Origin of the sequence: Agrococcus sp. SL85, assembly GCF_026625845.1 — a bacterium.
Taxonomy (GTDB): Bacteria; Actinomycetota; Actinomycetes; order Actinomycetales; family Microbacteriaceae; genus Agrococcus.
On the sequence record NZ_CP113066.1, the window covers coordinates 1,267,939 to 1,294,567 of the forward strand.

The 26,629-nt window shown below is 73.9% G+C and carries 31 protein-coding genes and 1 pseudogene; 16 read left to right on the forward strand and 16 right to left on the reverse strand.

Annotated elements, in window-relative coordinates; genetic code table 11:
- Positions 1 to 170 precede the first annotated feature (170 nt).
- Positions 171 to 593, reverse strand: a complete 423-nt coding sequence (locus OVA14_RS06180; protein ID WP_267505372.1) for an OsmC family peroxiredoxin — start codon at positions 591 to 593, stop codon at positions 171 to 173.
- Between the two features lie 112 nt (positions 594 to 705).
- On the opposite strand from OVA14_RS06180, the gene OVA14_RS06185 reads away from it, so the two are divergent.
- Together OVA14_RS06185 and OVA14_RS06190 are read left to right on the forward strand one after the other, a co-directional pair.
- The gene (locus OVA14_RS06185) at positions 706 to 2,448 is read left to right on the forward strand and encodes a cation:proton antiporter (RefSeq protein ID WP_267505373.1); all 1,743 of its coding nucleotides are present in this window, start codon (positions 706 to 708) and stop codon (positions 2,446 to 2,448) included.
- 27 nt (positions 2,449 to 2,475) lie between these two features.
- Entirely contained in the window at positions 2,476 to 2,847 is a 372-nt protein-coding gene (locus tag OVA14_RS06190; RefSeq protein ID WP_267505374.1) for an FKBP-type peptidyl-prolyl cis-trans isomerase, read from the forward strand.
- Positions 2,848 to 2,950: 103 nt separating this feature from the next.
- On the opposite strand, the gene OVA14_RS06195 is transcribed toward OVA14_RS06190, so the two are convergent.
- Positions 2,951 to 4,312, reverse strand: coding sequence for an FAD-binding oxidoreductase (locus OVA14_RS06195; protein WP_267505375.1), 1,362 nt, complete (start codon positions 4,310 to 4,312; stop codon positions 2,951 to 2,953).
- A complete protein-coding gene (locus tag OVA14_RS06200; protein ID WP_267505376.1) occupies positions 4,309 to 4,854 on the reverse strand; it encodes a histidine phosphatase family protein in 546 nt (181 codons plus the stop codon). The genes OVA14_RS06195 and OVA14_RS06200 overlap by 4 nt, the downstream gene beginning before the upstream one ends.
- Positions 4,855 to 4,946: 92 nt before the next feature.
- Here OVA14_RS06200 and OVA14_RS06205 point away from each other — a divergent pair, with 92 nt between their 5' ends.
- The 5 genes from OVA14_RS06205 to OVA14_RS06225 all read left to right on the forward strand — a co-directional run bounded on the left by OVA14_RS06205 (position 4,947) and on the right by OVA14_RS06225 (position 8,394).
- On the forward strand, positions 4,947 to 5,450 hold the full coding sequence (locus tag OVA14_RS06205) for a methylated-DNA--[protein]-cysteine S-methyltransferase (RefSeq protein ID WP_267505377.1): 504 nt from the start codon (positions 4,947 to 4,949) through the stop codon (positions 5,448 to 5,450).
- Positions 5,447 to 5,926, forward strand: coding sequence for an RNA polymerase sigma factor (locus tag OVA14_RS06210; protein WP_267505378.1), 480 nt, complete (start codon positions 5,447 to 5,449; stop codon positions 5,924 to 5,926). Before OVA14_RS06205 ends, OVA14_RS06210 begins: the two co-directional genes overlap by 4 nt.
- On the forward strand, positions 5,919 to 6,536 hold the full coding sequence (locus OVA14_RS06215) for a methylated-DNA--[protein]-cysteine S-methyltransferase (protein ID WP_267505379.1): 618 nt from the start codon (positions 5,919 to 5,921) through the stop codon (positions 6,534 to 6,536). The genes OVA14_RS06210 and OVA14_RS06215 overlap by 8 nt, the downstream gene beginning before the upstream one ends.
- Positions 6,537 to 6,566: 30 nt before the next feature.
- Positions 6,567 to 7,484 (forward strand): asparaginase, encoded by a 918-nt coding sequence (locus tag OVA14_RS06220; protein WP_267505380.1) that lies wholly within the window; start codon positions 6,567 to 6,569, stop codon positions 7,482 to 7,484.
- 142 nt (positions 7,485 to 7,626) lie between these two features.
- On the forward strand, positions 7,627 to 8,394 hold the full coding sequence (locus OVA14_RS06225; protein ID WP_267505381.1) for an alpha/beta fold hydrolase: 768 nt from the start codon (positions 7,627 to 7,629) through the stop codon (positions 8,392 to 8,394).
- A gap of 266 nt (positions 8,395 to 8,660) precedes the next feature.
- On the opposite strand, the gene OVA14_RS06230 is transcribed toward OVA14_RS06225, so the two are convergent.
- Together OVA14_RS06230 and upp are read right to left on the reverse strand one after the other, a co-directional pair.
- On the reverse strand, positions 8,661 to 9,422 hold the full coding sequence (locus OVA14_RS06230) for a winged helix-turn-helix domain-containing protein (protein ID WP_267505382.1): 762 nt from the start codon (positions 9,420 to 9,422) through the stop codon (positions 8,661 to 8,663).
- 590 nt (positions 9,423 to 10,012) lie between these two features.
- A complete protein-coding gene (upp, locus tag OVA14_RS06235) occupies positions 10,013 to 10,651 on the reverse strand; it encodes a uracil phosphoribosyltransferase (protein ID WP_267505383.1) in 639 nt (212 codons plus the stop codon).
- A gap of 51 nt (positions 10,652 to 10,702) precedes the next feature.
- On the opposite strand from upp, the gene tadA reads away from it, so the two are divergent.
- On the forward strand, positions 10,703 to 11,164 hold the full coding sequence (gene tadA / locus OVA14_RS06240; protein ID WP_267505384.1) for a tRNA adenosine(34) deaminase TadA: 462 nt from the start codon (positions 10,703 to 10,705) through the stop codon (positions 11,162 to 11,164).
- Positions 11,165 to 11,188: 24 nt separating this feature from the next.
- On the opposite strand, the gene OVA14_RS06245 is transcribed toward tadA, so the two are convergent.
- Both OVA14_RS06245 and OVA14_RS06250 read right to left on the reverse strand, forming a co-directional pair.
- Positions 11,189 to 11,605: a hypothetical protein gene (locus OVA14_RS06245; RefSeq protein ID WP_267505385.1), complete on the reverse strand. Its 417-nt coding sequence runs from the start codon at positions 11,603 to 11,605 to the stop codon at positions 11,189 to 11,191.
- A gap of 47 nt (positions 11,606 to 11,652) precedes the next feature.
- Positions 11,653 to 12,615, reverse strand: coding sequence for a cation diffusion facilitator family transporter (locus OVA14_RS06250; RefSeq protein ID WP_267505386.1), 963 nt, complete (start codon positions 12,613 to 12,615; stop codon positions 11,653 to 11,655).
- A gap of 124 nt (positions 12,616 to 12,739) precedes the next feature.
- On the opposite strand from OVA14_RS06250, the pseudogene OVA14_RS06255 reads away from it, so the two are divergent.
- A pseudogene (locus OVA14_RS06255) lies at positions 12,740 to 13,405 on the forward strand (pyrroline-5-carboxylate reductase family protein); the annotation flags it as partial.
- Positions 13,406 to 13,553: 148 nt separating this feature from the next.
- Here OVA14_RS06255 and OVA14_RS06260 read toward each other — a convergent pair.
- The 4 genes from OVA14_RS06260 to OVA14_RS06275 are packed head-to-tail and all read right to left on the reverse strand — an operon-like array spanning position 13,554 to position 16,594.
- Positions 13,554 to 14,123 carry a hypothetical protein gene (locus OVA14_RS06260; RefSeq protein ID WP_267505387.1) on the reverse strand — a complete coding sequence of 190 codons (570 nt, stop codon included), beginning with the start codon at positions 14,121 to 14,123 and terminating at the stop codon, positions 13,554 to 13,556.
- Positions 14,120 to 14,503, reverse strand: coding sequence for a YchJ family protein (locus tag OVA14_RS06265; protein WP_267505388.1), 384 nt, complete (start codon positions 14,501 to 14,503; stop codon positions 14,120 to 14,122). The genes OVA14_RS06260 and OVA14_RS06265 overlap by 4 nt, the downstream gene beginning before the upstream one ends.
- Positions 14,500 to 15,171, reverse strand: a complete 672-nt coding sequence (locus tag OVA14_RS06270; protein ID WP_267505389.1) for a potassium channel family protein — start codon at positions 15,169 to 15,171, stop codon at positions 14,500 to 14,502. The genes OVA14_RS06265 and OVA14_RS06270 overlap by 4 nt, the downstream gene beginning before the upstream one ends.
- Positions 15,164 to 16,594 carry a TrkH family potassium uptake protein gene (locus OVA14_RS06275; RefSeq protein ID WP_420710624.1) on the reverse strand — a complete coding sequence of 477 codons (1,431 nt, stop codon included), beginning with the start codon at positions 16,592 to 16,594 and terminating at the stop codon, positions 15,164 to 15,166. The genes OVA14_RS06270 and OVA14_RS06275 overlap by 8 nt, the downstream gene beginning before the upstream one ends.
- Before the next feature lie 128 nt (positions 16,595 to 16,722).
- On the opposite strand from OVA14_RS06275, the gene OVA14_RS13805 reads away from it, so the two are divergent.
- Both OVA14_RS13805 and OVA14_RS06285 read left to right on the forward strand, forming a co-directional pair.
- Positions 16,723 to 17,400, forward strand: a complete 678-nt coding sequence (locus OVA14_RS13805; protein ID WP_420710625.1) for an ArsR/SmtB family transcription factor — start codon at positions 16,723 to 16,725, stop codon at positions 17,398 to 17,400.
- A gap of 127 nt (positions 17,401 to 17,527) precedes the next feature.
- A complete protein-coding gene (locus OVA14_RS06285; RefSeq protein ID WP_021011861.1) occupies positions 17,528 to 17,626 on the forward strand; it encodes a 30S ribosomal protein bS22 in 99 nt (32 codons plus the stop codon).
- 98 nt (positions 17,627 to 17,724) lie between these two features.
- On the opposite strand, the gene OVA14_RS06290 is transcribed toward OVA14_RS06285, so the two are convergent.
- From OVA14_RS06290 to OVA14_RS06300, 3 genes are all read right to left on the reverse strand, one after another.
- Positions 17,725 to 17,979 (reverse strand): glutaredoxin family protein, encoded by a 255-nt coding sequence (locus tag OVA14_RS06290; RefSeq protein WP_267505390.1) that lies wholly within the window; start codon positions 17,977 to 17,979, stop codon positions 17,725 to 17,727.
- Positions 17,976 to 19,292: an aspartate--tRNA(Asn) ligase gene (gene aspS / locus OVA14_RS06295; protein WP_267505391.1), complete on the reverse strand. Its 1,317-nt coding sequence runs from the start codon at positions 19,290 to 19,292 to the stop codon at positions 17,976 to 17,978. The genes OVA14_RS06290 and aspS overlap by 4 nt, the downstream gene beginning before the upstream one ends.
- 61 nt (positions 19,293 to 19,353) lie before the next feature.
- A complete protein-coding gene (locus OVA14_RS06300) occupies positions 19,354 to 19,650 on the reverse strand; it encodes a hypothetical protein (protein ID WP_267505392.1) in 297 nt (98 codons plus the stop codon).
- Between the two features lie 80 nt (positions 19,651 to 19,730).
- On the opposite strand from OVA14_RS06300, the gene OVA14_RS06305 reads away from it, so the two are divergent.
- From OVA14_RS06305 to ccsB, 5 genes are read left to right on the forward strand one after another with little or no spacing between them, the layout of a single operon-like run.
- Entirely contained in the window at positions 19,731 to 20,384 is a 654-nt protein-coding gene (locus OVA14_RS06305) for a histidine phosphatase family protein (protein WP_267505393.1), read from the forward strand.
- Positions 20,384 to 20,962: a TlpA family protein disulfide reductase gene (locus OVA14_RS06310; protein ID WP_267505394.1), complete on the forward strand. Its 579-nt coding sequence runs from the start codon at positions 20,384 to 20,386 to the stop codon at positions 20,960 to 20,962. Before OVA14_RS06305 ends, OVA14_RS06310 begins: the two co-directional genes overlap by 1 nt.
- Before the next feature lie 56 nt (positions 20,963 to 21,018).
- Entirely contained in the window at positions 21,019 to 21,732 is a 714-nt protein-coding gene (locus OVA14_RS06315; protein ID WP_267505511.1) for a cytochrome c biogenesis CcdA family protein, read from the forward strand.
- Positions 21,716 to 23,485, forward strand: coding sequence for a cytochrome c biogenesis protein ResB (resB, locus tag OVA14_RS06320; RefSeq protein WP_267505395.1), 1,770 nt, complete (start codon positions 21,716 to 21,718; stop codon positions 23,483 to 23,485). The genes OVA14_RS06315 and resB overlap by 17 nt, the downstream gene beginning before the upstream one ends.
- A 9-nt stretch (positions 23,486 to 23,494) precedes the next feature.
- Positions 23,495 to 24,424 carry a c-type cytochrome biogenesis protein CcsB gene (gene ccsB, locus OVA14_RS06325; protein WP_267505396.1) on the forward strand — a complete coding sequence of 310 codons (930 nt, stop codon included), beginning with the start codon at positions 23,495 to 23,497 and terminating at the stop codon, positions 24,422 to 24,424.
- Between the two features lie 67 nt (positions 24,425 to 24,491).
- Here the strand turns inward: ccsB and OVA14_RS06330 are convergent, their stop codons facing one another.
- Both OVA14_RS06330 and OVA14_RS06335 read right to left on the reverse strand, forming a co-directional pair.
- Complete coding sequence (locus tag OVA14_RS06330) at positions 24,492 to 25,343, reverse strand: endonuclease domain-containing protein (RefSeq protein WP_267505397.1); 852 nt, start codon at positions 25,341 to 25,343, stop codon at positions 24,492 to 24,494.
- A gap of 229 nt (positions 25,344 to 25,572) precedes the next feature.
- The gene (locus OVA14_RS06335; RefSeq protein ID WP_267505398.1) at positions 25,573 to 26,544 is read right to left on the reverse strand and encodes an o-succinylbenzoate synthase; all 972 of its coding nucleotides are present in this window, start codon (positions 26,542 to 26,544) and stop codon (positions 25,573 to 25,575) included.
- Positions 26,545 to 26,629: the final 85 nt, after the last annotated feature.

Genomic DNA, 26,629 nt, shown 5'->3' on the forward strand with positions numbered 1-26,629 from the left:
GCGACAGGTCGTTCTTGTTGGGACGCATGGCGCGCTCCTTCGTTCAGTGGGGGATCCGACGATTCAGTTGTACAGGTCGAACGCGACTTTCCGCTACGGCAAAGTTCCGACACTCCGGAGGAGTCTCGAAGCGACCGTCCTGCGCTCGGATCGTAGGCGCGCCGCAGGCCTCAGGACTGCAGCGACGCGGCCTCGAGCTGGATCTCCACGCCCGAGAGCGCCTGCGAGACGGGGCAGCCCTGCTTGGCCTGCTCGGCGTAGCTCGCGAACTGCTCCTCGGTGAGGCCGGGCACCCAGCCGGAGACGGTGAGCACGCTCGTGGTGATGCCCGTGCCGGGCACGAACGACACCTTCGCGCTCGTCGAGAGCGTCTCGGGCTCGTGGCCGGCCTCGCTGAGGGCGTGCGAGAGCGCCATGGCGTAGCAGGAGGCGTGCGCCGCCGCGAGGAACTCCTCGGGGGTGGTCGCGCCGCCCTCCTCCGCACGGGCCTTCCACGTGAGGTCGAAGCTGGAGCCGGTGCCGAGGGTCGTCGTGCCGGTGCCTGCTGCCAGGCTGCCGTTCCAGGTGGTGCTCGCGGTCGAGGTGATGGGCATTCGGGAACCTCCTCAGGATGCCGGGCGCCGTCTGCGCCGGCCGTGGCGAGGCTACTGCCGGGTGCTGTGCCCGACCCGGGCGCGGCCATGGCGTCGGTCATACGCTCGAGCCATGCCACCGCTCGAGCAGCTCACGATCATGGCCGCGGCCGCCGTCGTGATCGTCGGCTTCGTCTCCCACTTCGCGAGCCGCATCGGGGTGGCCGCGCCGCTCGCGCTCGTGGTCGTCGGCATCGCGCTGGCCGTCATCCCCGGCACGCCCGAGATCGAGCTCGAGCCGGAGCTCATCCTCACGGTCGTCCTGCCGCCGCTGCTCTACGCCGCGGCCCTGCAGGTGCCCTTCGTCGAGCTGCGCCGCAACCTCCGCGTGATCGGCTTCCTGTCGGTCGTGCTCGTCGTGGTCTCGGCCGCGGTCGCCGGCCTCGTCGTGCACGCGCTGCTCGGCGGCGTCGGCCTCGCGCTCGCGATCGCGCTCGGCGCGGTGGTCTCGCCGCCCGACGCCGTCGCCGCGATCAGCCTCGGCAAGCGGCTCGGGCTCCCGCCCCGCATCGTGACGATCCTCGAGGGCGAGGGCCTCGTCAACGACGCGACGGCGCTCGTGCTGCTCAGCACCGCGCTCTCGATCGCGACGGCCGATCAGGGCCTCGCGCTCGACGGCTGGGACGTCGTGCGCGACTTCGCCTGGGCCGTCGCGGGCGCGCTCGTGCTCGGCTGGCTCGCGGGCACCGCCGCGGTGCGGCTGCGAGCGCGCGTGCGCGACAGCGTGCTCGACACCGCGGTCTCGCTCGTCGTGCCCTTCGTGGCCTTCCTCGCGGCCGAGCAGATCGCGGCCTCCGGCGTCGTCGCCGTCGTGGTCGCGGGGATCGTGGTCGGCAACGGCGGGGCCTACCGGATCCGCGCCGCCCACCGCCGCGCGGAGGGCGTGAACTGGCGCACGTTCACGATGCTCGTCGAGAACGGCGTCTTCCTGCTCATGGGGTACCTGCTGCCGCCCGTCGTGCTCCACGTCGCCCAGGGGCAGGAGAGCCTGGGCCTCGTGCTCGGCGTCGGGCTCGTGCTCACCCTCGTGCTCATCGCGCTGCGGCTCGCCGTGATGCCGCTGCTGCTGTGGTCGATCCGGGCGCGGGCCGGCACGCTCGCCCGCCGCCAGAGCGTCGCCGTCGACCGGATGGCCGCGGCCGACGAGCGCTTCGGCGCCGTCGACGACGCACGCATCCGCAGCCGGCTCGATCGCTTCCGCGGCATCGTCGACCGCAACCAGCACGACGTGACCGCCGAGCGCGACGGCGCGCTCGGCTGGCGCGACGGCGTCGTGCTCGGCATGGCCGGCATGCGCGGCGTCGTCACGATCGCCGCGGCGCAGACCCTGCCCGGCGACCATCCGCTCTACGAGTCGCTCGTGCTCATCGCCTTCGTCGTCGCGATCGCGACGCTGCTCCCGCAGGGCCTGCTCCTGCCGGTCGTCGTGCGGCGGCTGCGGCTCGCGCGCGACGTCGACGTGAGCGAGCGCGCGCAGCTCGCGCGGCTCGCGGGCCGCCTGCAGGAGGTCGGCGCGGCCGCGATCGAGGAGGCCGCCGACGGCTCCGAGCTCGATCGGCGCGCGGCAGCGACGCTGCGCCGCCGCATCGACGAGCGCGCCGCCGACGCCGCGGCGATGGCGGGAGGCGGCGACGACGAGGCGCGGATCGCGCTGCTGCGCCGCATCGGCGAGCTGCAGCGCGCCGAGATCGATGCCGAGCGCGCTGCCCTCGACGTCGAGCGGCGGCGCGGGGAGTTCTCGTCCGAGGCGATCGCGGCGGTGCTGCAGGCGCTCGACGACCAGGAGATCCGCCTGGAGCGGATGCAGGGCGACTGACGCGCCCGCGGATGCTTGGATGGGTGCATGACTGAGAAGCCCCAGATCGACGCCCCCGAGGGCCCCGCGCCCGATGACCTCGTCATCACCGACATCACCGTCGGCGACGGCGACCTCGCCGAGGCCGGCAAGCAGGTGTCCGTGCACTACGTGGGCGTGACCCACTCCACCGGCGAGGAGTTCGACGCCTCCTACAACCGCGGCGCGCCGCTCGAGTTCCCGCTCGGCGTCGGCATGGTCATCAAGGGCTGGGAGCAGGGCATCGAGGGCATGCGCGTCGGCGGCCGCCGCCAGCTCGTCATCCCGCCCCACCTGGCCTACGGCGAGCGCGGCGCGGGCGGCGTGATCGGCCCGGGCGAGACGCTGATCTTCGTCTGCGACCTCATGGGCGTGAAGTAGCCCCACCGCTCCGCGAGAGGTACGCCTCCGCCCGGCAGGTACTGGTGGACCGGTACCCCTCGGGCAGAGGGGTACCTCTCGTTGCGTCCGACGGAGGGGCGGGCTAGAGGGCCTTGCCGGGGTTCAGGATGCCCTGGGGGTCGAAGGCCGCCTTGATCGCGTGCTGCAGCGCGAGCTGCCGCTCGCCCAGCTCGTCGACGAGCCAGCGGCGCTTCAGCGTGCCGACGCCGTGCTCGCCCGTGAGCGTGCCGCCGAGCTCGAGCGCCGCCTGGAACACCTCGTCGGCCGCCGCCCACACGGCCGCGGGCGGCTCCAGGCCGTCGGGGCCCTCGCCCTCGAAGACGAAGGTGGGGTGCAGGTTGCCGTCGCCCGCATGGCACGTCACCGGCAGGCGGACGCCGTGGCGCGCCGCGACGTCGCGGCAGATGCGGAACATGTCGGCCATGCGCGAGCGCGGCACCGACACGTCCTCGACGAGGATCGACCCGAACGACTCGAGCGCGAAGTGCACCTGGCGCCGCACCTGCGTCAGCAGCTCGCTGCGCGAGGGGTCGTCGGTGACCTCCACCTCGCCGCCGTGCGCCTCGAGCATCGCGGCGGCCGTGCGCGCGACCTCCTCGGCTCCGGCCTCGTCGGCCTGCAGCAGCACGAAGGCGCCGCGCATCGGCTCGCCCGTGTAGGCGGCGAGCATCTCGACGCCCTGCCGGTCGACGAGCTCCATGATCGCGGGGCGCAGCCGCGCCGCGGTGATCGCGGTGCACGCCGCGGCCGCCCGCTCCTCGTCGGGGAAGAACGCGCCCACCGTCCACACCGGTCCGGTCACGGCGGGGCGCAGCTGCAGCACCGCGCCCACGACGATGCCCAGCGTGCCCTCCGAGCCGATCATGAGCGCCGTGATGTCGAGCCCCGTCACGCCCTTCACGGTGCGGTGACCGGTGCGGATCAGCTCGCCGTCGGCGAGCACGACGTCGAGCGCGCGCACCCACTCGCGGGTCACGCCGTGCTTCGCGCAGAGCAGGCCGCCCGCGTTCGTCGCGATGTTGCCGCCCACCGAGGCGATGGCGCGGCTCGCGGGGTCGGGAGGCCACCACAGGCCGTGGCTCGCGAGCAGCTCGTCGAGCTCGAGGTTGCGGATGCCGGGCTCGACCGTGCAGGTCTGGTCGACGAGCGAGACGTCGAGGAGTCGGCGCATCCGGTCGACCGAGACGACGAGCTCGCCGGGGCCGGCGTTGGCGCCGCCGGCGAGGCCCGTGCCCGCGCCGCGCGCGACGACGGGCACGCGGTGCGCGCTCGCCCAGCGCATGGCCGCCTGCACGTGCGCCACCTCCTCCGCCTCGACGATCGCGAGCGGAGGGCCGTCGGAGCGGTGGCCGGAGCGATCGGCTCGCACGGCCTCGAGCCTCGCTGGCTCGGTGACGAGCACGCGATCGGGGAGGGCCGACCGCAGCTCGTCCAACGGGGTCACCGCAGCACCAGCCCCTCCGCCGCGACCCAGGCCCCCGGCGCGCCGGTGAAGCGCACGGAGTGCGCGTTGTCGGGCGTCTCGGTCTCGAGGCCCGTGACGGCGTCGGCGAAGGCGCGGATGAAGGTGCCGTGGCACACGATGACGAGGCCGTCGACCGGATGCGCGGCGGCGACCGCGTCGACGGCCGCGACGGCGCGCTCCTTGAGCGCCGCGAACGGCTCCTCGCCCGGCCAGTCGGTGCCGAAGCGCTCGAGGGCCTCGGCCTTCGTGAGCCCCTCGACCTCGCCGTAGGCCCGCTCCACCAGGCTCTCGTAGCGGCCCGCGACCTCGAGGCCCAGCGCCGCAGCGACGATGTCGGCCGTCACCATCGCGCGGCCGAGCGTGGACGAGACGACGGCGTCCCAGCGCTCGTCGGCGAGGAGCCGCGCGGCGGTCCGCGCCTGCGCGATGCCGGTCTCGTTGAGCGGGATGTCGCTCGTGCCCTGCATCCTGCCGTGGAGGTTGAAGTCGGTCTGGCCGTGGCGGACGAGGGCGATCTCCATGCCCCGAGCCTACGTCGGCGAGGATGCCGCCCATCCACAGGCTCACATCTCGGCCTCCCCGCGCGAACGCAGGGCATGAGAGGAATCCGGGCATGACGCACACCACCATCGAGACCCCCATCGGCACCCTCACGCTCGTCGCGGGCGAGGCAGGCCTCACCGGCGCCTACATGGAGGGGCACCGCCCCGCGCCCGACGAGACCACCTGGGGCGAGCGCGACGACGCGCCCGCGGCCGGCACGCCGCTGGCGGAGGCGGCCGCGCAGCTCGCCGCCTACTTCGCGGGCGATCGCACCGGCTTCGACCTGCCGCTCGACCCGGGCGGCACCGACTTCCAGCGGAAGGTCTGGGCGGCGCTCGCCGAGATCCCCTACGGCGAGACCCGCACCTACGGCTGGATCGCCGAGCGGATCGGGCAGCCGACGGCGGTGCGGGCGGTGGGGCTCGCGAACAGCCGCAACCCGCTCTCGGTCATCGTGCCCTGCCACCGGGTGGTGGGCTCGACCGGCAAGCTCACCGGGTATGCGGGCGGCGTGGAGCGGAAGTCCCTCCTGCTCGATCACGAGCGCGGCGCGCGGCTAGATTCGGTCGCGTGAGCCGTGCGCCCTTCGAGAGGATCGTCGCCGCGCACGGCGACCGCGTCTGGCGGGTCTGCCGGGCGCTGCTGCCGCACGCCGATGCCGAGGATGCCTGGAGCGAGACGTTCCTCGCCGCGCTCGAGGCGCATCCGACGCTCGACGACGCCCGCATCGAGGGGTGGCTCGTGACCGTCGCGCACCGGCGCTCGGTCGACGTGCTGCGGCGCTCGTCGCGACTCGTGGCGGGGGAGCCGGCCGAGCGGGCCGCCCCGGAGCGCGCCCGCGACCTCGACCTCGCGCGCGCGCTCGGGCTGCTGCCGGAGCGGCAGCGCGAGGCGGTCGTGCTGCACCACCTGGGCGGGCTGCCCTTCCTGGAGGTCGCGGCGCAGCTGGGGTCGACCCCCACGGCGGTGCGCCGCGCCTCGTCCGACGGGGTGCGGCGGCTGCGCGAGCTCATGGGCGCGACGGCGGAGCGAGGCGGAGCGGATGCCTGACGACGTGCTGCCCGACGGCTCCCCGGCCGGGGACCTGGCCCTCGACGTCCCGCCCGCACCGCTCGACGCGCTCCGCACGCGGCTCGCGGCCGAGGCCGCCAGGGCCGGGCTGCTCGACGTCGCCTACCGCCGCCTCGACACGGCCGTCGGCGCGCTGCTGGTCGCCGGCACCGAGCGAGGCCTCGTCTCCGTGACCTTCGACGGCGCCGACCCCGATGCCACGCTCGAGCGGCTCGCGCGCGAGCTGTCGCCGCGCCTCCTCGAGGCGCCCACGCGCCTCGACGCCGCGGCGCGCGGCCTCGAGGCGCTCGTCGACGGCTCCGCCCGCGCCTACGAGGGCTCGCTCGACCTCGCGCTCGCACATGGCTTCGGCCGCACGGTCGTCGAGCGGCTGCGCGAGATCCCCTATGGCCAGACGCGCTCGTACGGCGAGGTCGCGGTCGCGGCCGGCTCTCCGCGCGCGGTGCGCGCCGTCGGCACCGCCTGCCGCCGCAACCCGCTGCCCATCGCGATCCCGTGCCACCGCGTCGTGCGCTCCGACGGCTCGCTCGGGCAGTACGCGGGCGGGCAGGAGGCGAAGCGGCTGCTGCTGCAGGTCGAGGGGCGCTGACCGGGGCCGACCGGCGGCTAGGTTGGTCGGGTGCCACACACCGAGCTCCTCGCCGTCGTCGAGCGCGACGGCTTCGTCGAGTCCGAGCACCGCGGCGTCGCGGTCGTCCTCGATCCGGACGGGCGGGTGATCGAGCGCCACGGCGACGTCGCGCTGCCCTTCCTCGCCCGCAGCGCCCTGAAGCCCCTCTACGCGGCCTCGATCGTCGAGGCAGGGCTCGTCGACCTCGAGCCCGCGTGGGCGGCGCTCGCGAGCGCGAGCCACCACGGCGAGCAGGTGCACGTCGACACGGCGACCGCCATGGCCGCCGCGCTCGGCGTCGACGAGGCGGCGCTCCGCTGCCCGCCCATGCGCGCCCCCGGCGGCGGCGAGCGGCGCTTCGCGCACATGTGCGTCGGCAAGCACATCACGATGGCCGCGGCGGCGCGCGCGATGGGCGCGCCCGACGACTACTGGGCCGACGCGCATCCGCTCGCTGCGCTCCTGCGGCGCGGCGTCGCGGAGGCGGCCGGCGAAGCGGAGGGCATCGTGGCGCACGACGGCTGCGGCGCGCTCGTCTTCTCCACCACGCCCGTGGGCATGGCCCGGGCGTTCCAGCGCCTCCGCCCGGGCGGCGACGACGCGTTCGCGCGCATCGGCGACGCCATGCGGGCGCACCCCGTGCTCATCGACGGCGCGGGCAAGCCCGACGCGGTCGTCATCGCCGAGACCGGCTGCGCGACGAAGTTCGGCGCCGAGGGCACGCAGGCGATCGTCGCGCCCGACGGCACGACCGTCGTCGTGAAGGCCGCCGACGGCGCCCGGCGGGCGGGCGCGCCGGTCGCGCTCGCGCTGCTCGAGCGGGCGGGCGCGATCCCCGCAGGCACCGGCGAGCGCCTCGCCGAGCCGCTCGGCCTCGTGCAGCGCAGCGCCGACGAGCCGGTCGGCATCCTCCGCGCGGTGGTCTGAGCGGGCCGCGGCCGCCGCGGCACGCGGGGACGCCGAGCGGCACGTGGCGTCGCCGCCGTGCCCGGCACGCGCTCGCGGATAGCCTGGCCGCGGTCGGGTCGTCGCACCGCCTCCCGGCCTCCGCAGCCTCGGGAGGAGCCCCGTGACCGTCTTCGCCATGTCGCCCGACGGCGTCCGCATCGCCCTGCACGAGCTCGGCGACCCCGAGGGCCTGCCCGTGCTCATGATCCACGGCTTCTCGTCGAACGCGCGGCGCAACTGGATCGACACGGGCTGGGGGCGCGCGCTCGAGCGCGAGGGCCTGCGCGGCATCGCGATGGACCTCCGCGGCCACGGCGACAGCGATCGGCCGACGACCGGCTACGAGGTGCCCCGGTTCCTCGACGACGTCGACGCCGTGCTCGAGCAGCTCATGCTCGACGAGCCGCCCGCGGCGATCGGCTACTCGATGGGCGCTCGCCTGCTCTGGCGGCACGCGGGCACGCGCACGCTCGCCTTCCGCGCGCTCGTGCTCGGCGGCCTCCCGGCCGGCGATCCGTTCCAGCGCTTCGACACGGCGCTCGCGCTGCGCGCCCTGGAGGGGCAGGCGGAGCCCGGCCCGATGGAGTCGTTCGTCGTCGACCTCGCCGGCGTCTTCCCCGAGCACGACCCGGCGACCCTCGTGCATCTCGCGGGGGAGGTCTCGCACACGCTCTTCGACGCGGCGGCCGCGCCGCCGCCGCAGCCGACCCTGCTCATGACCGGCGACGAGGACGCCCGAGCAGCCGACACGCGGACGCTCCTGCCGCTCCTGCCGCAGGGCTCGTTCCTGCCGATCCCCGGCAGGAACCACATGAACGCCCCCGTCTCGGGCACGTTCCGCCGCGAGGCGACGCGGTTCCTCGCGACGCAGCTGCGCGGCGAGGGCTGACGGGGCGCCGCCCGGCAGGATGGGCCCCTCGCGTCGCGGTCGGGGACCGGTGCCGGACATGATGCAGGGCCGGTCGGGTTCTCCCGACCGGCCCCAGTCCCTTGCACCAAGCGGAGCATCGAGCTTCGCTTCCGTCGACCGCCACAGCACTACGATCGACGTGAGACGAATGTATAACGGATCGGTAACGAGCGCGCCCAGATCCCCCTGAGAAAAGCCTGTGGCTCGGTGGCAGATCGAGCGCTCGCGCCCCCTCCGACGCCCGCTCAGACGCGGTCGGGGCTCGGCCCCGTCGCGAGCACCGTGACGTCGGCGTGGCGGTCGAAGCGGTAGCCGGAGCCGCGCACGGTGCGGATGATCTCGGCGTAGTCGCCGAGCTTCGCGCGCAGGCGCCGCACGTGCACGTCGATCGTGCGCTCGTTCGGCCGGCCCGCGTCGGCCTCGTCGGGCCACAGCGCGTCGATGATCGTCTCGCGCCCGACGGTCGAGCCCTCGCGGAGCACGATGTGCTGCAGCAGCTCGAACTCCTTGTAGGTGAGCGGCGCGATGTCGTCGCCGATGGCGACGCGCTTGCGGGTGAGGTCGATGACGATGCCGGAGTCCGGCTCGGCGACGGGCTGCTGCACCGCGGGGTCCTGCAGGGCGCGGCGGACGACGTCGACGTCGCGCCCGCCGGCGCCGGCGGGCGCGAGGGCGACGGCCGCGTGGGTCTCGGCGCTCGGCGCGAGGCGCGAGGTGAGCGTGCGGAGCTCGGCGACGAGGCGGGCGAGCTCGATCCGGTCGGCGGCCGCCGCGCCCTCGCCGAGGCCGACGTACAGGACGAAGCCGCGGGCCTCCGTGCCGTCGGGCACGGCGCGGACGGCGGGCTTCGCGGCCTCCGGGGCGACGCGCACGGGGCGGGCGACGGGGGCGGCGATGCGGGCGCGCGCCGGGGCGTCGATCGCGATGGCGGGCCGCGGGGCGAGGGCGGTGGCGCCCTGCGTGCGGAGCGTCGAGGGGCGGCGGGTGGGGAGGGCGGTGAGCGTCATGGGAGGGCCTTCCGGCGTGCGGTCGACGCCGCCCCCGAGGGGCGGTGGGTCTGTCGACCTGGGGTGTCGAGGTGTCGTGCGAGTCGCGAGGACTCACGGACCGCTCGGCCTGCGGGCGTCTGCTCAGTGCGGGCCGGTGCCGGATGCCGGGCCCGGCTGGATGCAGCGGCGGGCCTCAGCGCAGCGTGTCAGCTGCCGGCGGGAGCGGTCGGACGGGGTGCGAGCGAGGGCTCAAGCACACATTCGACGCATGTCGACCATCGGCATCATCATGCCGTTCGTCCCCTGGGCCGCGAAGACGGGCTTGAGGGCAGTGGTGGTCGTCATGGATGCGAGTATCCCTGCGCATGACGCCGCGTGTCAAACCATGACGCTGCCGAACATGACGGAATGTGACGCCGTCGGATGCGAGACGCCCATCGCTCCTCCCTGCGACTGCGCAGTTCGTGCATCGGGAGCGGCCCAGCGGGTCGCGGAACGCCCACGGCCGACGCGCGGGATGCGCAATCCCGACGACATCGCGGATCCGGCCGGATGCGGCGAGCCCCCGCGCTCCGGAGGGAGGCGGGGGCTCGGGCTGCCGCGGGGCGTCAGTCGCCGACGGTGCCGTAGAGGCGGTCGCCCGCGTCACCGAGGCCCGGCACGATGAAGCCGTGCTCGTCGAGGCGCTCGTCGAGCGCGCCGAGCACGATCGTGACGTCGTGGTCGCCCATCTCGCGCTCGATGCGCTCGAGGCCCTCGGGGGTGCCGAGCAGGCAGATGGCGGTGACGTCGACGGCGCCGCGGTCGAAGAGGTACTGCATCGCGGCCGCGAGCGAGCCGCCGGTGGCGAGCATCGGGTCGAGCACGAAGCACTGGCGGTCGGAGAGGTCGTCGGGCAGGCGCTCGGCGTAGGTGTAGGGCTCGAGGGTCTCCTCGTTGCGGGCCATGCCGAGGAAGCCGACCTCCGCGGTCGGGACCATCGTGGTCATGCCCTCGAGCATGCCGAGGCCCGCGCGCAGGATCGGCACGACGATGGGCTGCGGCTCGGCGATCGCGACGCCCACGGTGGAGGTGACCGGCGTGCGGATCTCCTTGGGCGTCACGCGCACGTTCCGCGTCGCCTCGTAGGCGAGGAGCGTCATGAGCTCGCCGACGAGCGCGCGGAAGGTCGGCGAGGGCGTCCGCTCGTCCCGCAGCACGGTGAGCTTGTGGGTGATGAGCGGATGGTCGGCAACGTGCACTCGCATAGGCTCCAGGGTAGTGGCGGCGAGCGGCTCGGCGCCCGGGAGGGCGGGGCCATGCGGGTGGACGCGCGCGACGAGGCGGCCATGCGGCTCGCCCTCGCGGAGGCCGACGCCGCGACCGCCTCCGACGACGTGCCCGTGGGCGCGGTCGTGCTGGGCCCCGACGGCGCCGTGCTCGGTCGCGGCCGCAACGAGCGGGAGCTGCACCACGATCCGACCGCGCACGCGGAGGTCGTCGCGATGCGCGAGGCCGCTGCGGCCCGCGGCGGCTGGCGGCTCGACGGCTGCACGCTCGTCGTCACGCTCGAGCCGTGCGCGATGTGCGCGGGCGCGATCCTGCAGGCGCGGCTGGACCGCGTGGTCTTCGGCGCCTGGGACGAGAAGGCGGGGGCCGCGGGCAGCGTGCTCGACGTGCTGCGCGAGCGGCGGCTGCCGCACCGCGTCGAGGTGGTCGCGGGGGTGCTCGCCGACGAGGCCGAGGCCCGGCTCGCCGCGTTCTTCGCCGACCGGCGCTAGCGAGGCGTCAGCGCGCTGGCGCGCTCAGCGCCAGAGGACGGCGATGAGCAGGTTGACGACGGCGAGACCGCCCGCGGTGTGGAAGAAGGGGCCGAGCTTGCGCTCGATCGCGACGTCGGCGACGACGCTCGCGCCGTTCGTGGTGAGCGTCGCCCGCTCCTTCGTGATCGCGCGCTGGCGCAGGAAGCCGACGAGCGCGGCGACGAAGACGACGAGCGCGATGAGCCCCTTGATGCCGAGCTTCATGTGGTTGACGGGCTCGTCGCCGGCCATCAGCAGGCCGTACAGCGCGATGCCCGAGACGAGCTGCACCGAGGCGCCGATCAGCATGATCGTGAATGCGTGGCCCGAGCGCGCGCGCATCTGCAGGATGAAGGTGCCGACGAGCATCGAGAGCCCGACGAGATGGGCGATCAGCAGCAGCGAGTGCAGGAGCTCCATGCAGACAGCCTACACAACCGACGGCCGGCGACGGCGGGCGTCCGGGGCTAGTTGCCCGACTGGATGACGATGTGGTCGGTCGAGGGCGCGATCTCCGGCTCCTCGACGTAGAGGTCGGGCTCGAGGTAGATGACGCGCGCGTGCGGCACGCGCTCGCGGATCGCGCGCTCGAGCGCGTTGATCGAGCGCGCGATGTGCTCGACGGTCGAGCGCGGCGGGAAGGCGACCTTCGCGGCGACCATGAGCTCCTCGGGGCCGAGGTAGAGCGTCTTCATGTGGATGAGCGCCTCGACGCCCGGGGCCTCGTTGATGAGCGCCTGGATGGCCGCGTGCTCCTCGTCGGTCGCGCCCTCGCCGATGAGCAGCGACTTCATCTCGAACGCGAGCACCACCGCGACGACGATGAGCAGCGCGCCGATGCAGAGCGTGCCGATCGCGTCGAAGACGGGGTTCCCGGTGAGCACGGTGAGGCCCACGGCGAGGAAGGCGAAGGCGAGGCCCGTGAGCGCCGCGAAGTCCTCGAGCAGGATCACGGGCAGCTCCGGCTGCTTCGCCTTCCGGATGTACTGGCTCCACCGCGCGCCGCCGCGGGTGCGGTTGGCCTCGCGGATCGCGACCCGGAACGAGAGCGACTCCATGACGATCGCGATCGCGAGCACCGTGAGCGGCAGCCACGCGTTCTCGAGCTCGTGCGGGTTCTGCAGCTTGTCGATGCCCTCGACGATCGAGAACAGGCCGCCGACCGAGAAGAGCACGAGCGCGACGATGAAGGCCCACACGTAGCGCTCGCGGCCGTAGCCGAAGGGGTGCTCCTTCGTCGGCCGGCGCTTGGCGAGGCGGCCGCCGAGCAGCAGCAGCAGCTGGTTGCCGGCGTCGGCGACCGAGTGGATCGCCTCCGCGAGCATCGAGGCGGAGCCGGAGAAGGCCCACGCGATGAACTTCGTCACCGCGATGCCGGTGTTCGCCAGGAAGGCGGCGATGACTGCTCTGGTGCCGTGCTCTGCGCTCACGGCGGCGAGTCTACGCGCGGCGCCGATGCTGGGCCGGGGAGCACTGGCTGGTCGGCGCCCCTGCGCCCGGCGATAGCGTGGAGCCATGTCGCAGCCCACCATCGCGTTCCTCGGCACCGGCTCCATGAGCGGCGCCATCCTGGCGGGCCTCGTCCGCAGCGGCTCCGGCCGGGTCCTCGCCACGAACCGCACCCGCGAGAAGGCCGCGGCGCTCGCGGAGGCGCACGGCTCGGCCGACGTGCGCGCCATCGCGCTCGAGGACGAGCCCGACGGCAACCGTCGCGCCGCCGCCGAGGCCGACCTCGTCGTGCTCGGCGTGAAGCCCTACGGCATCGTCGACCTCGCGCGCGAGATCGCCGACGAGCTGCGCCCCGGCGCCGTGGTCGTCTCGATCGCCGCGGGCACGCCCATCGCCGCCATCGAGGCCGTGCTGCCCGAGGGCGCCGCCGTGGTCCGCGCGATGCCGAACACGCCCAGCCACGTCGGCCTCGGGGTGACGGGCGTCGCGGGCGGCACCCGCGCCTCCGACGAGCAGGTGGCGCTCGCGGTGCGGCTGTTCGAGGCGGTCGGCGAGGTGCTCGTCGTCGAGGAGGGCCAGATCGATGCGCTCTCGACGATCTCGGGCTCGGGCCCCGCCTACGTGTTCCTGCTCATCGAGGAGCTGACGGCCACCGCGACCCGGATGGGCTTCAGCCCGGAGCAGGCGGCGACGATGGTGCAGGGCACGTTCCGCGGCGCGAGCGAGCTGCTCGCGGCCGAGGGCCTCGACCCGGCGGAGCTGCGCCGCCGCGTCACGAGCCCCAAGGGCACCACGGAGCGCGCGGTCGGCGTGCTGCAGGAGGCGCAGGCTGGGCGAGGTCTTCGACCGCGCCACCGCAGCCGCGCTCGCGCGCGCCCAGCAGCTCGCCGCGGGCTGATCCCTCGCCGCCGGCCGATCCTCAGTCGCGGGCGAGGCCCCGCGCCGCCTGCACGAGCCGCAGCAGCTCGGCGGGGGAGCGCTCCAGCTGCGTCGGGAGGGCGAGGGCCCACCGGCCCGGGCGCGCGTCACGACGGCGCCGGAGCAGCCCTGCGTTCCACCGCGCGAGGAGCCGCTGCGGCGGCCGCAGCCCTGCCGCGGCGTGCGGACCGTCGAGCCGCAGCACGACGAAGCGCTGCCCGAGCAGCGTCTCGAGCCGCGCCGAGCGCACGGCCGTCCACGGCGCGCGCGAGCCGTCGCCGAGCAGCACGCCGTGCCGGTCGAGCCGCACGGCGCGGTCCGCGGTCGCGGCGCGGTGCACGAGCACCGGCACCCCCACGACCCCGAAGAAGAGCACGGCGGCGGCGCCCACGAGGGCGGCGGGGATCCCGGCGGCGCTCCCCGCGGCGACCGCGCCGACGAGCAGCGCGGCGCCGACGGCGGCGAAGGCGATCGAGCCCCCGATCGCCCAGCCGATGCCCGCGCGGGAGGCCCGCACGGTCGTCGCGCCCGTGCTGCGCAGCTCCGCCGCTGCGTCGGCGGGGTCGATCACAGGGGCGTGCCGTCGAGGTACTGCCAGGCGCGGTCGCGCCGGAAGCGCGAGAGCTCGCGCATCGAGCCGCGGGTGCCGTCGGCCACCCAGTGCGCCTCGAACGCCACCGTGCCCTCCGCGTCGAACGGCCCGCCCCCGGTCGTGCCGAGCACGTCGAGGCGCAGCCATCGGATCGCGTCGTCGAGCTCGAGCGAGCGGGGCCGGGTCGAGGAGTGCCAGGAGGCCAGCAGGTGCTCGACGTCGCCGAGCGCGAAGGCCGTGAAGCGCGAGCGCATGAGGGCCTCCGCCGTCGCGGCCTCGCGCTCGCCGGCGAGCACCGGGCCGCAGCACTCCGCGAGCGGCAGGCCCGTGCCGCAGGGGCAGCGGGTGGGGCGCGTCACGAGCCGAGGCCGGCGAAGCGCTCGATGTCGTCCTGGTTGCCGGAGACGATGATGAGGTCGTGGTTCGAGACGACGGTCTCGGGCGTCGCGTACGTGAACTCCCCGCCGGGGCTCTTCACGCCCACGACCGTGAGGTGGTACTTCGAGCGCACCTTCGATTCCGCGAGCGTCACGCCGCGGATGTGCTTCGGCGGGTACATCTTCACGATCGCGAACTGGTCGTCGAACTGGATGTAGTCGAGCATGCGGCCCGAGACGAGGTGCGCCACGCGCTCGCCCGCCTCGGCCTCGGGGTAGATGACGTGGTTGGCGCCGATGCGGCTGAGGATCTTGCCGTGCGACTGGCTGATCGCCTTGGCCCAGATCTGCGGCACGCCGAGGTCGACGAGGTTGGCGACGATGAGCACGGAGGCCTCGATCGACGAGCCCACCGCGCACACCGCGATCGAGAACTCGTGCGCGCCGACCTGCTTCAGCGCGTCGATCGAGCGGGCGTCGGCCTGCACGGTGTGGGTCAGGCGCTCCGACCACTTCTGCACGAGGTTGATGTCGCCGTCGATCGCGAGCACCTCGCGGTCGAGCCGCGCGAGCTGCCCCGCTGTGGCGGCGCCGAAGCGGCCGAGGCCGATGACGAGCACGGGGGCGTCGTGCGGGATCCTGTCAACCAACGATCGGCCTCTCCTCGGGGCGGGTGAAGAGCTGGGTGCGCTGGTTGGCCGCCAGCGCCGCGGCGAGCGTCACACTACCGATGCGCCCGGCGAACATCGTCAGCGCGAGGATGACCTTCGCGGGCTCCTCGAGCCCCGGATGCGTGAACCCGGTCGACAGCCCCACGGTGGCGAAGGCGCTGATGACGTCGAAGAGCACGAACGACAGCGGCGCCCCCGTGATCTCGAGCAGCACGATCGTGACGCCCGCCACGATCGTCGCGCTCCACAGCGTCACCGAGACCGCGAGCCGCAGGACGTCGGACGGGATGCGACGGCCGAACGCCTCCATCGAGCGACGGCCCCGAGCCTCTGCCACGGCCGCCAGGAACAGGATGGCGAGCGTCGTCACCTTGATGCCGCCGGCGGTCGAGGCCGAGCCGCCTCCGACGAACATGAGCATGTCGGTCACGAGCAGGCTCGAGTTGTGCAGCAGGCCGAGGTCGTGCGTCGCGAAGCCGCCGGAGCGCGCCATCGACGAGAGGAAGAACGACTGCAGGACCTGCTGGCCGAAGTCCTCGCCGCCCCACGAGTCCTGGTTGCCCCACTCGAGCACCAGGAACGCGAGCCCGCCCGCCAGGAACAGCGCCACGGCGACCGTGATCGTGAGCTTGACGTGCAGCGACCACTGGCGCGGGCTGCCGAGGTTCTTCAGCAGCACGAAGTAGACGGGGAAGCCGAGCGAGCCGATGAAGACGCCCACCATGAGCACCGTGAGGAACCACGGGTCGGTCGCGTAGGGCGCGAGCCCCTCGACGGTGGGCACGAAGCCGGAATTCGTGAAGGCCATGAACGCCCAGTAGACCGCCTCGTAGAGCGCCTGGAGCGGGTTGGTGCCCTCGAGCAGGATGCGCGGGTACAGCAGCAGCAGGAGCAGCGCCTCGAACACGAGCACCGAGAGCGCGACCGTGCGCAGCAGCGAGCCGATGTCGCCGAGCCGGATCGCCTGGTTCTCCATCACGGCGCCCTTGCGCACGCGCGAGGGGTTGGAGTCGCCCGCCGCGAGGAGGCGCTGGCGCAGGCCCAGCCTGCGAGCGACGGTGAGGCCGAGGATGGAGGCGAGGGTCAGCACGCCGATGCCGCCCACCTGCACGCCCACGAGCACGAGCGCGTTGCCGAAGGGGCTCCAGTGCGTGGCCATGTCGACGACCGTGAGGCCCGTGACGCAGATGATCGAGACGGCCTGGAAGAAGGCGTCGACGAGCGGGGTGCCCTCGCCGTCGGCGGAGGCCCACGGCGTCATCAGGAGGGCCGTCCACAGCAGGTTGAGCGAGGCGAAGACCCCGATCGCGAAGCGCGACGGGTACTGCGCCGCGAACTGCTCGAAGCGGTCGCGCCAGCGGCCGAGGAGGCTGCGCTCCACGGTGGTCCGCTGCTCAGCCACGGATCCGCCTCCTGCGAAGGGTGGTGCGCCGAGGGCGGCGCGAGGACGAGGGCCACTGTAGACCCGATCTCTGACCTCGGGCGTCGTGGCGGTTTGTCGGCACTACCGCGCCCTGCCATGCTTGCGCCATGGCCGACATCTTCTCCGTCATCGCCGACAGCACGCGTCGCGACATCCTCTCCGTGCTGCTCGACCGGCGAGCCACGACGGGGGAGGCGAGCGTCAGCGAGATCGTCGACGCGCTGGGCATCCCGCAGCCCACCGTCTCGAAGCACCTGCGCACGCTGCGCGACGTGGGTCTCGTGACGGTGCGCGAGGAGGGCCAGCACCGCCTCTACGCGATCGTGCTCGAGCCCTTCGACCAGGTCGACGACTGGCTCATGCCGTTCATCTTCGCCGAGGGCCAGCAGGCCGACGAGGCCTCGCTCGGCGCCGCGGCCTTCGCCGCGTGGGCGGGCGCGCGCGTGCCGGAGCCCATCCGCGCCGCCGCCGACCAGGCGCGACAGGCCGCCGAGCAGGCGCGCGTCGCAGCGGAGCAGGCCCTCGCGCGCGTCTCGGAGCGCGTCGAGCACCCCGCGCCGATCGGCGCCTCGCTCGGGCGCCGCGCGGCCGAACGGGTGCACGACGTGCAGGACAAGCTGCAGGAGGCGCGCGACCGCATCCACGAGGTGCAGGACCGCGTGCAGGAGCTGCAGCAGCGTGCCTCCGCCCGCATCGACGAGACGCGCGACCGCATCAAGGGCCGCGACGGCGAGCTCGAGGAAGGCCGCGCCGCGCGCGACGAGGACGACGCGAAGCTCGACTGAGCGGCCCCCCGCAGCCCGGGTGTGCGGTGCGCGCGAGGGTTCGGTACGATGCTCTGAGCGTTTTCCTGCGCCGGTCGACCCGATCGCGCAGCGTCGACGAGCAATCCGATGGAAGTGAGGAACCTCGATGGGTTCTGTGGTCAAGAAGCGCCGCAAGCGCATGGCGAAGAAGAAGCACCGCAAGCTGCTCCGCAAGACGCGCCACCAGCGCCGCAACCGCAAGTAGCGCGGACGCGACGAAGCCGGGACCTGCACCGCAGGATCCCGGCTTCTCCATGTCCGGTGGCCGTTCGCCGAGGGCCGCGCGGCGCTGGGCCCCGGACCCTAGGCCCCCAGGCGCTCCCGGAGGCGGTCGGCGAGCTTGCCGGGATCGACGCGCCACGAGGAGTGCGGCCGCCCGTCGATGAGCACGACGGGGATGTCCTCGCTCCAGCGCTCGGCGAGCGCCGGGTCGTCGAGGATCGAGCGCTCGACGAGGGTCACGCCCGCGAAGCCGGCCACCACCCGCTCCACGACGGGTCGCGCCTCGTCGCACAGGTGGCAGCCCGGCTTCGCGACGAGCGTGACCTCGACGCTCACGGCGCGAGGCGCGTCGGGCCGCGGAAGAGGAACGTGGTCTCGCGGATCGAGCCGAGGCCCAGCATGAGCATCACGACGCGGGCGAGGCCCATGCCGAAGCCGCCGTGCGGGGGCACGCCGTACTCGAAGAAGCCGAGGTAGTCCTCGAGCTCCGCGACGTCCATGCCCTTCTCGGTCGCCTGCTCGCGCAGGCGCTCGATGCGGTGCTCGCGCTGCGCGCCGGTCGAGATCTCGACGCCGTTGTAGATGAGGTCGTAGGAGTTCGTGACCTCCCCGCGGCCCTCGGGGCGCAGGTGGTAGAACGGCCGCACCGTCGACGGGTACTCGGTCACGAAGACGAAGTCGTGGCCCAGCTGCTCCTTGACGTGCGCCGAGATGCGGCGCTCCGCCTCGGGGTCGAGGTCGCCGTCGGCGCGCTCGATCGTGTGGCCCGAGGCCTCGACGATCGCCTTGACCTCGGCGTGCGGGATGCGCGGGAACGGCAGCGTCGGCGCCTGCAGCTCGATGCCGAAGCGCTCCTGGATCTCGGCGCCGTGGCGCTCGATGACCGCCGTGACCGCCTTCGCGAGCAGCTGCTCGTGGAGGGCCATGACGTCCTCGTGGCTCTCGACCCACGAGATCTCGGCGTCGACCGAGGTGAACTCGGTCGCGTGGCGGCTCGTGAACGAGGGGTCGGCGCGGAAGGCCGGGCCGATCTCGAAGATCTTGCCGAAGCCGGCCGACTGCGCCATCTGCTTGAAGAGCTGCGGCGACTGCGCGAGGTAGGCGGTGGTGTCGAAGTAGGGCACCTCGAAGAGCTCGGCGCGCGATTCCGAGGCCGTCGCCATGAGCTTCGGCGTGTGGATCTCGATGAAGCCCTCGTCGATCCAGTGCTGGCGGAAGGCGTGCTCGATCGTCGTCTGCACGCGGAAGATGAGCTGCGCCTCCGGGCGGCGGAGGTCGAGGAAGCGCCAGTCGAGGCGCTTGTCGATCGACGAGTCGTCGGCGATGGGGGAGTCCTTGGCGACGGTCTCGACGACGAGCTCCTCCACCTTCACCTCGAGCCCGCCGAGCTTCACGCGCTCGTCGGCCTTCAGCTGGCCGCGCACCGTGATGAACGAGCCGTGCATGAGGCCCGAGATCGTCGCGGCGGTGGCCGCGGTGTCGTCGTTGACCGGGTTGACGAGCTGGGCCGAGCCCGACTCGTCGCGGAGGATCACGAACTGGACGCGCTTCTGGTCACGGACGGTCTCGACCCATCCCTGCACGGTCACGGGGCCGTCGGGGAGGGCGGCGAGGTCCTTGATGAGGGTCCGGGGCTGGGTGGCAGTCACGGCGTCGATCCTAGCGACGGCGGCGGGCGGCAGGCGTCGGGGCGCGGCCGGGCGCGGGGCCTCAGCGGCGGCGCGGGGCGTCGCGGCGCGCGGGCGCCCAGCGGAGCAGCGCGAGCCAGCCGCCCGCGAGGCCGAGCGCGGCGACCGCGAGCAGGCTCCAGCCGAGCGCGGCGCTGCCGGGATCGTCGACCTGCTCCGAGGCCACGATCGCCCACATGCCCGCCGCCGCGAGCACCGAGACGGCGAGCGCCGAGGGGGCGCCGAAGTCGCGCTGCGCGAGGTAGCGCACGTGCACCCACATGAACGCGGCGCCGAGCACGACGAGCAGCGCGAGCGCGAGGGGGACGAGCAGGGGCATGCCGCCATTCTGCCTGCACGGGCGGTCGGAGGCCCTGGCGGGCGCCACGATTGATAGGAACGGCCGGTACCCTGGAGGCCATGCCCGCCCGTCGCATCCATCTCGTGCGCCACGGCGAGGTCCACAACCCCGATCGCATCCTCTACGGGCGCATCCCCGGCTTCCGGCTCTCGGAGCGCGGCGAGCGCATGGCTGCGCTCGCGGCCCAGCACCTCGCCGCCGGCCCCGCCGCCCGATCCGTCGTGCGCCTCGCGGCCAGCCCCCTCGAGCGCGCCCAGCAGTCGGCCGACCCGTGGGCCGCGGCCTTCGGCCTCGAGGTGCGCACCGAGCACCGCGTGATCGAGCCGACGAACGCGTTCGAGGGCAAGACCTTCGAGGCCTCCGGCGCGCTCGCGCACCCCTCGTCGTGGCCGCTGCTGCGCAACCCCTTCCGTCCCTCGTGGGGCGAGCCCTACAAGGCGATCGCCCAGCGCGTCGTCGCCGCGATGGAGGACGCCTGGGACGAGCTGGCGGAGTCGGACGACGACGGCGACGCCGTGCTCGTCTCGCACCAGTCGCCGATCTGGATCGCGCACCGCCACCTCGCAGGCGAGGCGCTCTGGCACGACCCGCGGAAGCGCCGCTGCCAGCTCTCCTCCATCACCTCCTTCGAGCGCCGGGACGGCCGCTTCGTCGAGGTCGCCTACGCCGAGCCGGCCGCCGCGGTCGACGCGATCGATGCGGGGGCCGTGTGATGCGCCGCCGGAGCCGCCTGGCCGCCGCCGTCGCGGCCGCCGCGCTCGCGCTCGTCGGCTGCGCCTCCTCCGAGGGCGGCGTCGAGCAGAACGTCGGCGACATCGGCTACATCGCCGGCGACGGCTACGTCACCGAGATCCCGGTCGACCAGCGCTCCGCGCCCGCCGCGTTCTCGGGCCCGCTCGTGACCGGCGGCGAGTTCGACTCGAGCGAGCTCGACGGCGTCGCGGTCGTGAACTTCTGGTACGCCGGCTGCCCGCCGTGCCGCATCGAGGCGCCCGTGCTCGCCGAGCTGCACGCAGAGCTCGGCGACGAGGTCGACTTCCTCGGCGTCAACACCCGCGACGGCGCCGCGCAGGCGCAGACCTTCGAGCGCGACTTCGGCATCGAGTACCCCTCGATCCTCGACGACGAGACCGCCCAGGCGCAGCTCGCCTTCTCCGGCATCGTCGCCCCGAACGCCGTGCCGACGACCCTCGTGCTCGACGCGGAGGGCCGTGTGGCGGCCCGCGTCTCCGGCGCGGTGGAGGACACGAGCATCCTCGCCACGCTCCTCCGGGAGGAGCTCGAGCGGTGAGCGCCCCGCTCGCCGCCCTCGCGCCGCTCGCGTCGTTCGACCCGGCCGGCGCGGTCATGAGCGGGCAGCTGCTCGTCTCGATCCCCATCGCGCTGCTCGCGGGGCTCGTCTCGTTCGCGAGCCCGTGCATCCTGCCGCTCGTGCCCGGCTACCTCGGGCTCGTCGGCTCGCTCGTCGGCGACCGGGAGACCGGCCGCGGCCGCCTCGTGGCGGGCGTCGCGCTCTTCATCGCCGGCTTCACGCTCGTCTTCGTGCTCGCCAACACGATCGTCGGCGCGATCTCGGGCTTCCTGCTGCAGCACGGCGACCTGCTCGTGCGGATCCTCGGCGCCGCGCTCATCGTCATGGGCCTCGTCTTCGTCGGCCAGTTCTCGTTCCTGCAGCGCGTCTGGAAGCCGCAGCAGGTGCGCTCGGGCGGCATGTGGTCGGCGCCGCTCGTCGGCGTCGTCTTCGCGCTCGGCTGGACCCCCTGCTCCGGCCCCACCCTCGCCGCCATCAGCGCCCTCACCGTCACCACCGGCAGCGCCTGGCAGGGCGCCGTGCTCGGCCTCGCCTACGCGCTCGGCCTCGGCATCCCCTTCCTCGCCATCGCGCTCGGCCTCGGCTGGGCCGGCGGCGCCGTCGGGTGGCTGCGCCGCCACATCCGCGCCGTGAACATCGCCGGCGGCGCCATGCTCATCGCCGTCGGCCTGCTCATGGTCAGCGGCCTGTGGAACGCCCTCATGTACGAGCTCCAGGGATGGATCGCCTCCGTTGTCACGATCGTCTGAGTCCGACCCGCTCCGCCCGAGCGACCACATCGACGCCGCGCCGGCGGAGCCGGGCGAGGGCGGCAACCCGCGCCTCGGCGCGACCGGCTGGCTGCGCTTCCTGTGGCGCCAGCTGACCTCGATGCGCACGGCGATCGTGCTGCTGCTGCTGCTCGCGATCGCGGCGGTGCCCGGCAGCCTCGTGCCGCAGCGGTCCTCCGACCCCAACGGCGTCATCCAGGTGCGGGCCGAGAACCCCGAGCTCGTCTGGCTCTACGACGCGCTCTCGCTCCACGACGTCTACTCGAGCCCGTGGTTCTCGGCCATCTACCTGCTGCTGTTCACCTCCCTCGTCGGCTGCGTGATCCCGCGCCTCGTGCACCACTGGCGGGCGATGCGCGCGCAGCCGCCGAAGACGCCCGTGCGGCTCTCGCGCCTCGTCGGCTTCCAGACGGTGCCGGGCTCCGCGGCCGACCTCGACCGCGCCGAGGGCGTCCTGAAGCGGCTCGGCTACCGGACCGCGCGGTACGGCGACTCGATCTCGGCCGAGCGCGGCTACCTGCGCGAGACCGGCAACCTCGTCTTCCACATCTCGATGCTCGCGCTGCTGCTGGTCGTCGGCATCGGCTCCGGCTTCGGCTACACCGGGCAGCGCCTGCTCGTCGAGGGCCGCGGCTTCGCGAACACGCAGGTCTCCTACGACACCTTCACCTCCGGCCGCTGGTTCGACGAGGGCATGCTCGAGCCGTTCTCGGTCTCGCTCGACGACCTCGACGTCGTCTACGAGATGGAGAACCCCAACGCCATCGGGGCGCCGCTCGACTTCACGGCGAGCGTGACGGTCACCGAGCTCGGTCAGGAGCCCTATCAGGGCCAGATCAAGGTGAACGAGCCGCTGCGGGTGCAGGGCGCCGACCTCTACCTCATCTCCAACGGCTACGCGCCGCGCGTCATCGTGCGCGATCCCGAGGGGCAGGTGGTCTTCGACCAGTACACGCCCTTCCTCGCGCAGGACGACGCGATGACGAGCCTCGGCGTCGTCAAGGTGCCGGACGGCCTCACGGAGCAGCTGGGCCTGCGCGGCTTCTTCTACCCGAGCGTCGCCACCCTCGACACCGGCGCGCTCACCTCGATCTACCCCGACCTCCTCGACCCCGTGCTCTCGCTGCAGGCGTTCACGGGCGACCTCGGGCTCGACGCGGGCGTGCCGCGCTCCGTCTACTCGCTCGAGACCGACGCGCTCACGCAGATCGCGGGCGGCGACTCGGGGGAGGGCTCCCTGACGGTGCGCGTGGGCGAGACGGCCGAGATCCCCGGCGGCCTCGGCACGATCGAGCTCGCCGACGTGCAGCGCTACGGCGTCATCGAGGTGCACGAGGACCTCACGCAGCAGCCGGTGCTGTGGATCGTCGTCGTGCTCTTCTTCTCGCTCCTGGCGTCGCTGCTCATCCCGCGCCGGCGCATGTGGGTGAAGGCCGCAGGAGGCCGGCTCGAGCTCGCGGGCCTCGCGCGCGGCGAGGACCCCACGCTCGAGCGCGCCGTGGGGCAGCTGGCGGATCGGCTGCGCGGCGAGGGCGAGGGCCGCGGTGCCGACGGGGTCGACGCCGCGGACGCCGGCGAGCGGGCCGCGGCCTCGGAGCCCGCCGCCGCGAGCGCCTCGGCGCGCGATGCCGTCGCGAGCCCTGCGGAGGCCGCCGAGCCCGCACCCGACATCCCTGCGGAGCCCGGCTCCGACGACGAAGCGCCCGGTCGCGACCGGCGCCCCCGACGATAGGATCGACCCATGCCGATGGCTGATCTCGACGCGATCTCGCTGCTGCTCGTCTACTCGGCGATGGCCGTCTACACGGCTGCGTTCATCGCCTTCGCGGTCGACGTCGCGCGCCGCTCGGCCGCGCGTCCCGTGCCGCAGCACGAGCTCGTGGGCGCTGGCGGGCCGCCGGTCTCGGCGCCTGCTGCACCTGCGGCGCCTGCCGCCGTCGGCGCGGGCCGCGGTGCGCGCGTCGGCTATGCCCTCGTCGTGCTCGGCTGGGCGCTGCACGTCGTCTCCGCGATCCTCCGCGGCCTCGCGGCCGGCCGCGTGCCCTGGGCCAACATGTACGAGTTCGCGCTCACCGGCATCGCCGTGATCGTGGGCGTCTTCGTGCTCTCGCAGCTGTGGCGCGACCTCCGCTTCCTCGGCGTGTACATCTCGGGCCTCGCCGTCGCCTTCCTCGGCGTCGCGACCGTCAACTTCTACGTCGCGCCGGTGCCGCTGCCGCCCGCGCTGCAGTCGTACTGGCTCGTCATCCACGTGTTCGTGGCGACGCTCGCGACGGGCTTCTTCGCGCTCGGCTCCGGGCTCTCGATCCTGCAGCTCATCAAGGAGCGCCGCTCGGGCGGCTTCCTGCGCTCGCTGCCCTCGACGACGCAGCTCGAGGACCTCTCGTACCGCGTCTCGGTCATCGGCTTCATCGCCTGGACCTTCACGCTCATCGCCGGCGCCGTGTGGGCCGAGCACGCGTGGGGCCGCTACTGGGGCTGGGACACCAAGGAGGTGTGGACCTTCATCATCTGGGTGGTCTACGCCGGCTACATCCACGCGCGCGCGACGCGCGGCTGGCGCGGCTCGCGCTCGGCGTGGCTGCAGCTCGTCGGCTTCGCCGCGGTGCTGTTCAACTTCACGGTCGTCAACCTCTTCTTCAAGGGCCTGCACGCCTACTCCGGCCTCTGATCCCAACGTCTCCGCGCGCAGCTCGGCCTCGGGAGCGGGCCTCGCCTGCGCGGAGCGACGTTGAGCACTACGCGGCGCGGGGAAGGAGACGCCGCGCCGCCCGGATCCTGGCGACGATCTCATCGCCGCGTTCCATGACGGAGCGGTACGAGACGCGGATGACGACGTAGCCCGCTGCCGCGAGCCGCGCGTCGCGCTCGCGATCCCGCTCGTAGTTCGTCGTCCCGCCGTGCCAGAGGCGTGAGTCGCACTCGACCACGAGCCGCGCTCCGATGAGGAAGTCGACCCGGATGCCGGACAGCACGGCGACCTGCTGGCGGAACGCGATGCGCGCGAGTCGGAGCAGTTCAGCGAGTCGCGCCTCGGAGCAGCTCTCCGATCGGCCATCGATGGCGAGGAGGCCCGCGCGGCCTCGTTGCGGCAGGGTCGCGACGAGGCAGCGGAGCTCGGGCACGGTCACGAAGCCCTTCGCGACTGCATCGCCGACGATCGTGATCAGGTCGAGCCGTCCGACGCAGGTCGCCGCAGCTGCGATCGCATCGAGGACGGAGTCGACGCCGAGCGTCGGGCGCCGTTCGTGATGGCGCTCCCGAAGCCTGTGGAGGATCGCGTCAGCGCGTGCGGCGCTCGCAGCGGTCCGATCGCTGTGGGTGCGGCGGACGACGCGCACGTGCAGTCGGGCGTCCTCCGGTGTCCAGATGCCGAGGCTGCGCAGCAGCGAGAGGCACGACAGCACACCACCGAGCCCCAGCGCTGCGGTCCGGGCGTCCCGCACGCCGACCAGCGCGATCCAACCCCGCAGCGGTGCCCAGACGTTCGTGCCACGCATCGAGTCGAGCTCGGCCCTGCCGACCCGATCGAGGGCGGCCTCGAGAGAGCACAGTCCACCGACGTCGTGGAGCCAGTCGAGGAAGCGCATGGTCGGAGCATGCGTCGCGCCCGTCCACGCCCGAGACCCGATGTCGGAGACCTGTGGACGACGGCGGACCCGACCGCCTGCCCCGCACCGCACAGTTCGCAGTCCTGCCGGGCTGCACCGAGGGCTCCCGACACGACTGCACAGCGGGCCTCAAAGCGGACCTCAACGTCGGTGCGAGCAGGCGAGGGGCGCTGGGGCCGCGGAGGTGCGCGCAGAGACGTTGAGTGGATCAGAGGTGGGGGAGGGCGGCGGCGAGGCGGGCGCGCCAGGCGGCGGTGCGCTCGGGGCTCGCGGCGTGGGCCGCGAGCAGCGCGGGGTCCGGCGCCACGCGCGCGGGGGAGACGGCACCCGCCACCGGTACGAGCGGCGACGATGCGACGTCGGCGGCGAGGAGCGCGCCGGTGCCGAGCCCGCAGTCGTGCGGCAGCGAGGGCAGCGACGCGGCGAGCGCCGCACCCATCGACAGCCCGACGCTCGAGTCGAGCGCCGACGACACGACCGCCGGCAGCCCCGCCTCCGCCACGATCGCGAGCGCCGCCCGCACGCCGCCGAGCGGCTGCGCCTTCACCACCAGGATGTCGGCCGCGCCCGCCCGTGCCACGAGCAGCGGATCCTCGGCCCGCCGGACCGACTCGTCGGCGGCGACCGGGATGCCGAGGCGATGGATGCGCCGGCGCAGCTCCGCGAGCTCCGGCACGGTCGCGCACGGCTGCTCGACGTACTCGAGGTCGAAGCGCTCGAGGGCGCGGATGGCGGTCTCGGCCTCGTCGACGCCCCAGCCGCCGTTCGCGTCGACGCGGATGCGCGCATCCGGCAGCAGCGACCGCACCTCGGCGATGCGCGCGACGTCGTCGGCGAGCGTCTGGCCGCGCTCGGCGACCTTCGCCTTCACGGTGCGGCAGCCGTCGTAGCGCGCGAGCACGTCGGCCACGCGAGCCGGCTCGACCGCGGGGAGCGTCGCGTTGACGGGCACCGACGAGCGCACCTGGGCAGGACGCTCGAGCTCGGCGTCCTCCAGCGCGGCCCGCAGCCAGCGCGCGGCCTCGACGGGCGGGTACTCGAGGAACGGGCTCCACTCGCCCCAGCCGGCCGGGCCCGAGAAGAGCGCCACCTCGCGCTCCTCGACGCCGCGGAACCGCGTCGCGAGCGGCAGGGAGACGACGTGCATGCGGTCGGCGAGCCGCTCGAGGTCGAGGTCCACGCGGCCATGCTCCCACGCGCGGCCGAGGGCGGCTCGGGAGCGTCGGAGGCGCGCCGCTGCGCCCGCGCGAGTCCCGGCTGGCCTG